The 7,515-nt window shown below is 67.7% G+C and carries 7 protein-coding genes and 1 rRNA gene; all 8 read right to left on the reverse strand.

What is annotated here, in order from left to right; translation table 11 throughout:
• Nucleotides 1-28: 28 nt before the first annotated feature.
• A complete protein-coding gene (locus ACGFML_RS32865; RefSeq protein ID WP_393549292.1) occupies nt 29-778 on the reverse strand; it encodes a MerR family transcriptional regulator in 750 nt (249 codons plus the stop codon).
• Between the two features lie 17 nt (nt 779-795).
• On the reverse strand, nt 796-1,644 hold the full coding sequence (locus ACGFML_RS32870; protein ID WP_393549303.1) for an FHA domain-containing protein: 849 nt from the start codon (nt 1,642-1,644) through the stop codon (nt 796-798).
• Between the two features lie 118 nt (nt 1,645-1,762).
• A complete protein-coding gene (locus ACGFML_RS32875; protein WP_393549293.1) occupies nt 1,763-2,707 on the reverse strand; it encodes a DUF881 domain-containing protein in 945 nt (314 codons plus the stop codon).
• Nucleotides 2,708-2,712: 5 nt separating this feature from the next.
• Complete coding sequence (locus ACGFML_RS32880) at nt 2,713-3,045, reverse strand: small basic family protein (RefSeq protein ID WP_003984969.1); 333 nt, start codon at nt 3,043-3,045, stop codon at nt 2,713-2,715.
• Complete coding sequence (locus ACGFML_RS32885) at nt 3,042-3,965, reverse strand: DUF881 domain-containing protein (RefSeq protein WP_393549294.1); 924 nt, start codon at nt 3,963-3,965, stop codon at nt 3,042-3,044. Before ACGFML_RS32885 ends, ACGFML_RS32880 begins: the two co-directional genes overlap by 4 nt.
• 85 nt (nt 3,966-4,050) lie before the next feature.
• The gene (locus tag ACGFML_RS32890) at nt 4,051-6,546 is read right to left on the reverse strand and encodes a sugar phosphate nucleotidyltransferase (protein ID WP_393549295.1); all 2,496 of its coding nucleotides are present in this window, start codon (nt 6,544-6,546) and stop codon (nt 4,051-4,053) included.
• Nucleotides 6,547-6,666: 120 nt separating this feature from the next.
• A complete protein-coding gene (locus tag ACGFML_RS32895; RefSeq protein ID WP_393549296.1) occupies nt 6,667-7,275 on the reverse strand; it encodes a CDP-alcohol phosphatidyltransferase family protein in 609 nt (202 codons plus the stop codon).
• Between the two features lie 147 nt (nt 7,276-7,422).
• Nucleotides 7,423-7,515: ribosomal RNA gene (gene rrf, locus ACGFML_RS32900) — 5S ribosomal RNA — on the reverse strand; the annotation flags it as partial.

Here is a 7,515-nt window from a genome sequence, read left to right on the forward strand (position 1 = left end):
AGGTTTGGGTAGTCGGGCCGTCATTTGCTCACGGGAGCAGGTCCCGCAGAGCGGTCTGGATCAACGCCGCGTGGAGGCGCACGGACAGCGTCGCCAGCTCCCTGGCGGTGGCCTCCGCATGCGCCCTGGTCTGCGGATTACGGTGCCGCCGAAGGGGTGCCACGACCTGTTCGACCAGGCCCGCCTCACGCTCGGCCGCCGCCTTCACGGCCCGCAGATGCCTCGGCTCGAGACCGAAACGTCCCAGCTCGGCGACGAGTTTCGCGACCGTGACGGCCTCGCTGTCGTAGCCGCCGTCGGCACCGGGGACCACGAGCCCGTACGACTCCCAGTCGACGAGCGCCGTCTCGTCCGCCTCGACGGCCGCCAGCAGCTCGGCCCGGCCGATCCGGGCCGCCGCCGGGCGGTCCTCGCCCGACTCACGCATACCGGGAACCAGGTCGCGGGACGAAGTGGCCTGGGCGGGCAGCTGCACCTGCTCACCGCGCTCCAGGGCGTCCAGATGCTCCCGGATCACCTTCAGGGGAAGATAGTGGTCCCGCTGCATCCGCAGGACGCCGGCAAGTCGCTCGACGTCGGCAGCGGTGAATTTGCGGTACCCGGAAGGCGTGCGCGTCGGCTCGACCAGTCCCTCGGCCTCCAGGAAGCGGATCTTGGAGATGGTGACCTCGGGAAATTCCTCGCGCAGCAAGGTGAGCACCGTACCGATGCTCACCGGCTTGCCGTCCGAGGAGGCGGCGCCGGAGGACCCGGCACCGCCCGTCGGTGAGTGGCGCATATGCCTTCCCTGGCCGGTCAGATACCGGCACCTCGCTGGCTCGCATAGAAGACCAGCCGGAACTTGCCGATCTGGACCTCGTCGCCGTTGGCGAGGGCGACCGAATCGATCCGCTCACGGTTGACGTACGTGCCGTTCAGGCTGCCGACGTCGGCGACGCTGAAGCGGCCGTCGGCGCCACGGCGGAACTCCACGTGCCGGCGCGAGACCGTCACATCGTCGAGGAAGATGTCGCCCTGCGGATGCCGGCCCGCCGTCGTCAGCTCACCGTCCAGCAGGAAGCGGCTGCCGGAGTTCGGACCCCGGCGGACGACCAGCAGCGCCGAACCCAGCGGAAGGGCATCGACCGCGGCCTGGGCCTCGGGCGACAGCGACGGCATCTGGGTCTGGCCCGTCGCCTCCGCGTCGTAGGCCTCGATCCCCGAGATGGAGATGGTCGAGGTCGTCTCGGAGGCGCGCTCGGGCTGTGCGCCCGGGCGCAGCGGCGCACCACAGTTGGAGCAGAACCGGCTCGCCTCGGCGTTCCGATGCCCGCACCTCGTACAAACCGGCAAGGCCAACCCTCCACCCGTGGATGAGGCTGATGGTCCCTGGGAACTTATGCGGCCGGCCCCGGAGGGGTCAACAGAACCCGCGCCGTGCCCCCCAGACGGACCGCTGACCTCATCACGGAAGAGCGGACGGTCCTCGCCCGTTCCGCTCTCATCGGCCCGGCCCGCAGCACGATGCCGCGCCGAGCCACTGCCGCCCTCCTGGCGGGCGCTCTTGCCGAACAGCTTTCCAAACAACTTCACGGGCGATTCCCCTTGAACGAAACAGACCCGCCCGTGGGGCAGGACGAACCCTCGATGCACACACCGGCCGATCCGGACATCCTGTGAACGTCCGTGGCCTGCAGACAGTTTCCACCACACACCACAATCACGGTGCGCCGACCCCCCGCTACCTCATGCCCTCCCCGGGCCATGGCCATATGTGGACACCTCACTGCGATGACGACCGAGCGTAGTCAGGCCGCTTCGCCTCTCGCAAGGCGTCCACAACGATCTTCCCTTGCCGGGTCACAGACACCTTGGCCTGCTCCTTCTCCAATGTCTGAACCACCCCACCGGGGATGTTCAGCGCCGGCTCCAGGTCCTCCGGCTTGCCGATGACCTTGAAGCGGTAAGGCTGGGTGACCCGCTTGCCGTCGATCTCCACACCACCACTGACATCCGACAGATAGGTGTTCGCGACGACCCTTACGTCATTGACCTGAATGGCCTCGGCGCCTGCCGCTCGCAGCTCCTGGATGGTGTCCAGCAGCTTGTCCGCTTCGACGGAGTGCGTGGGGTCGTCGATGGTCAGGTTGATGCCGGGCCCTTGCGCCGCGACGGTCCCGGCCAGCACACCCAGTTGCTGCTCCTTCTCCACGGTCTGCTTACGGGCCTCCTCGGCCTGGTCCGAGCTGTTCTCCAGCTCGGTCTTCTGCCCTTCCAGACGCCGCTGTTCGTCCGTCAACCGCTGGGAGCGATTGTCGAGTTCGTCCAGAATGCGCACCAGGTCCTCCTGGCGTGCACCACGCAGCGCACTGCTGTCACTTGTGGAACGTACCTGAATCGCCAGACCGAGGCCGAGAATGAACAGGAGCAGCGCAACGATCAGTTGAGCCCGGGTCAGCCTCGGCGGCCACAGGCTCGCGGCCAACCGCTGCCGGCCGTTCTCCGGCGTTCCAGGAGCCCCATCCTTCCCGTCCGCGGGCGGAGCGTCGGCACCTGTCGGCTTTTCGTCGTTCTGCTGCGCGTCGTCCGGTTTGGGCCCTTCGGTCCCCTCCTCCGCCGCCTCGGGAACAGGCCGGCTCTCGGGAGGCATCGGCTGCCGGTCGGCGGGGCTGCGGTCCTGCTGCGGTTCCGGCTTCTTCTCCGGCTCCGGCGTGTCGTCCGTTGCCATCCGCCTCACGCCCTGAAGACGTGTCGGCGGATCGCGGCAGCGTTCGAGAAGATCCGGATGCCCAGCACCACGACGACGCCCGTGGAGAGTTGCGCACCCACCCCCAGCTTGTCCCCGAGGAAGACGATCAGCGCCGCGACCACGACGTTGGAGAGGAAGGAGACGACGAAGACCTTGTCATCGAAGATGCCGTCCAGCATCGCGCGCAGGCCGCCGAACACGGCATCCAGCGCCGCCACGACAGCAATCGGCAAGTAGGGCTCGACCACCGTCGGCACCACGGGTCGGACCACAAGCCCGACCACGACTCCCACGATGAGGCCCAGTACGGCGATCACGATGTGCCCTTCCCTGTGTCGGCACCGTCCGCCTGGGCGGCACCGGCCTGCGGCTTTGCGGTACGTACGGTCAAACTGGGCGCGGGCGGCAGCGTGACCTCGCTCTCGGCGGAAATCTTCGTGCGCACGCCGTAGTTCTCCTGCAGCACATGCAGATACTGGCCGTCGGCGCTGTCCTGGAACGCGGTGCTGAGCCGCTGCCCGTCCCCCACCGCCAGCACCGTATAGGGCGGCACCAGCGGCTTGTTGTCGACCAGTATGGCGTCTCCCGCCGCCCTGATCGCCGAGAGTGACGTAAGCCGCTGCCCATTGACGGAGATGGCCTCCGCGCCGGACTCCCACAGGCCGTTGACGACGCGCTGCATATCCCGGTCGCGTACCCGCCCCGTGTCGGAGAAACCGCTGCTCTCGCGCGGCCCTCCCCCGCTGGACTCCGCGGCCTTGGCGTCGTCCACGACGAGTTTCACGCCGGGTCCGGTGACCTGCGTCGAGCCGGACAACAGGGCCAGCAGTTCAGCCTTGTCACCGCCGTGCTTCTTGAGCGCCTCGCGCTGCATCCTGCTGACCGCGTCCCGGGTCGCGTCCACCCGCTTCTGCTGCCGGTCGGCCTCGCCCGTGCCCTTCTGGATGCGATGAATGAGCTCTTCGCGTTCCTTCGCCAGCGTCGGTGCCGATATCCGCGCCTGGGCGGCCCCGACCGTGACCACCAGCGCCGCCAACACCAGGCCGGCCGCGAGTCCCACCTTCGCCCGCAGGGTACGCGGCAGACCGCGGACGCCCGCAGCGGACTTCCGCGCGGCGGCCTCCGCGTACCCGTCGTCCAGGCTGTGATCCATCACGTTGGTCAGCAGCGACATGGAGGCGTCGGGGCGCGCAGCCGACTTCTGGGGAGTGCTCCGCTCGGGGCGCTGCTGCGACATGCCGCACATCGTCGCACGTCGGCCGTGCAGTCTCCCAATGGCCCCACCGGCGTGCCCGCTTGCGGGCACGCCGGTGGTCTTCGGGTCAGCGCCCGGCGCTGTCCACCACAGCCGCCCACTCGTCCAGCAGCTGCTGAGCGGAGGCGTCGTCCGGCCCCTCCGCCCACAGATGCGTGACCGCCTCGGCCGGGTCCGGCAGCACCAGCACCCAGCGCCCGTCGGTCTCCACGACCCGCACACCGTCGGTGGTGTCCACTTCGCGGTCACCGGCCGCCTCGACCACATGCCGCATGACCAGGCCCTTGACCGCCCACGGGGTGGCCAGGTCACGGCGCATCACATGCGCCCGCGGAATCCGCGCGTCGATCTGACTGACGGTGAGCTGGGTGCGAGCCACCAGGCCGATCAGCCGAACGAACGCGGCCGCGCCGTCGAAGACGCTGCTGAACTCGGGAATGATGAAGCCGCCGAGCCCGTCCCCGCCGAAGACCGTGTTCTCCATCCGGCCCACCCGGGTCAGGTCGTCGGGCGATGTGGTCGTCCACTCCACCTGCGTCCCGTGGTACGCCGCCACCTGCTCGGCGATCCGGGTGGTGGTCACCGGCAGCGCCACCCGCCCGCTGCGCCGCTCGGCCGCCACCAGATCGAGCATCACCAGGAGCGCCCGGTCGTCCTCAATGATCCGGCCGCGCTCGTCCACCAGGGAAAGCCGCTCGCCCACCGGGTCGAACCGCACGCCGAAGGCGGCCCGCGCCGACGCCACAATCTCTCCCAGCCGGACGAGTCCGGCACGCCGTGCGTCGGCGGTCTCGGTGGGACGGGACTCGTCGAGACCGGGGTTGATCGTCAGCGAATCGACGCCGAGCCGCCCCAGCAGGCTGGGCAGGACCAGACCGGCGCTACCGTTCGACGCGTCCACGACGACCTTCAGCCCGGACTCGGCGACACCCGTCGTGTCCACGGCACGGTGTACGGATCCGGTGTACGAGTCGAACACGCTCGCCGGGAAGCGCAGATCGCCGATCTCCCCGGGGAAGGCGCGACGGTATTCCTGGCGGGCGTAGACCCGGTCGAGCTTGCGCTGGCCTGCCTGGGAGAGGTCGGCTCCGCGCTCGTCGAAGAACATGATGTCGACGGAGTCCGGTACTCCCGGCGTCGTGCGCACCATGATCCCGCCGGCACTGCCCCGGGCGGTCTGCTGTCGTGCCACGGGCAGCGGGACGTTCTCGAGGTCGCGGACATCGATCGCACTGGCCTGCAGCGCCGAGATCACCGCCCGCTTGAGCGCCCGCGCGCCTCGCGAGTGGTCACGGGCGGTGGTGACCGTGGAGCCCTTCTTCAGCGTGGTGGCATACGCACCCGCCAGCCGCACGGCGAGTTCCGGCGTGATCTCGACATTGAGGATCCCCGACACCCCGCGTGCCCCGAACAGATGCGCCTGACTGCGGGACTCCCAGATCACCGAGGTATTGACGAACGCGCCGGCCTCGATCGTCTTGAACGGATAGACGCGCACGTTGCCCTGGACGATCGACTCCTCGCCGATCAGGCATTCGTCGCCGATGACCGCGCCGTCCTCGATCCGGGCGGCCCGCATGATGTCCGTGTTCTTCCCGATCACGCACCCGCGCAGATTGCTGTGCTGACCGATATAGACGTTGTCGTGCACCACGGCCTTGTGCAGGAAGGCCCCGGTCTTCACCACGACATTGGAGCCGACGATGGTGTGCTCGCGGATCTCCGCATCCGCCTCGACCTTGGCGTAGTCACCGATGTACAGCGGACCGCGGAGCACCGCGTCCGGATGTACCTCGGCGCCCTCCGCCACCCACACCCCCGGCGAGATCTCGAAGCCGTCGATCTCGACATCGACCTTGCCCTCGAGCACATCGGCCTGGGCCTTTACGTAGCTCTCATGGGTGCCGACGTCCTCCCAGTAGCCCTCGGCAACATAGCCATAAATCGGCTTGCCCTCCTTCATGAGCCGCGGGAAGACATCACCGGACCAGTCGACCGAGACGTCGGGCTCGAAGTAGTCGAAGACCTCGGGCTCCATGACGTAGATGCCGGTGTTCACCGTGTCCGAGAACACCTGGCCCCAGGTGGGCTTTTCCAGGAACCGCTCCACTCGGCCCGCCTCGTCGACGATGGTGATGCCGAATTCCAGCGGATTGGGCACACGCGTGAGACAGACCGTGACCAACGCACCCTTTTCCTTGTGGAAACGGATCAGATCGGTGAGGTCGAAGTCGGTGAGGGCATCACCCGAAATGACGAGGAAGGCATCGTCCTTGAGAGCCTCTTCCGCGTTCTTGACGCTGCCCGCCGTGCCCAGTGGCTTTTCCTCGTTGGCATACGTGAGCTCCATACCGAGCTCTTCGCCGTCGCCGAAATAATTCTTGACGAGCGAGGCAAGAAATTGCACGGTCACGACGGTCTCGCTGAGGCCATGCCGCTTCAGCAGCCGCAGCACATGCTCCATGATCGGCCTATTGGCCACCGGCAGCAGCGGCTTCGGCATACTTGACGTCATGGGGCGAAGGCGCGTGCCTTCACCGCCCGCCATCACAACGGCCTTCATGTCGGAAGCGTCCTCCTCTAAGAGACGACGGTCTTGCCGACTTCACCTGTCCAGATCGCCCACTGTTCTTGTGTCACGTCCGGGCGCCGGGCCTTGGCACAATCTGCCGCTTCGGCGAGCTCAGTCGGCGGTGGCGTCCGCCCTGATGAGCCGGCGGACTTGGACCACGTAGAGGATCCCTGCCCACCAATAGAGCGCCGTACCCCATCCTGCGAACGCCCATCCGAAAATCGCGGCCAGTGTGTGAAGCCAGCTGCTTCCGTCGCTCAGCAGGAGCAACGGGAAGGCATACATCAAGTTGAACGTAGCCGCTTTCCCCAGAAAGTTCACCTGGGGAGGGCCGTACCCGTGACGCCCCAGGACCCCGACCGCAATCAGCAGCATCAGCTCGCGTGCCAGCAGCGCGGCGGTGAGCCAGACCGGCAGGATCTCGCGCCAGGTCAGACCGACGAGGGTGGAGAGGATGTAGAGCCGGTCGGCGGCCGGGTCCAGGATCCGGCCCAGGCTGCTGATCTGGTTCCAGCGTCGGGCGAGCTTGCCGTCGAGGTAATCGCTGACCCCGCTCAGCGCCAGAATCAGCAGCGCCCACTCATCGGCCTTGGGCCCACCGAATTCCGGCCAAAGGATCAACCACAGGAACACCGGCACGCCGACCAGGCGCCCCATGCTCAGAATGTTCGGGATGGTGAGGACGCGATCCGTCTGGACCTGCGTCTCCTGGACCTCCACGCGGAAGCCTCCTGTGGGAAATGTGCCGACAATGCCCCCGACCTTACCTGCCCCGCCGGCCACGCCACGCCGCGGGTCCCCACTCCCGGGGAACGCGAAAAAGCCCCGCCGGGAACCAGGTTCCCAACGGGGCTTTCTCTAAAACTTGTTCGGCGGCGTCCTACTCTCCCACAGGGTCCCCCCTGCAGTACCATCGGCGCTGAAAGGCTTAGCTTCCGGGTTCGAAATGTAACCGGGCGT

This window comes from Streptomyces sp. NPDC048650 (genome assembly GCF_043199095.1).
Taxonomy (GTDB): Bacteria; Actinomycetota; Actinomycetes; order Streptomycetales; family Streptomycetaceae; genus Streptomyces.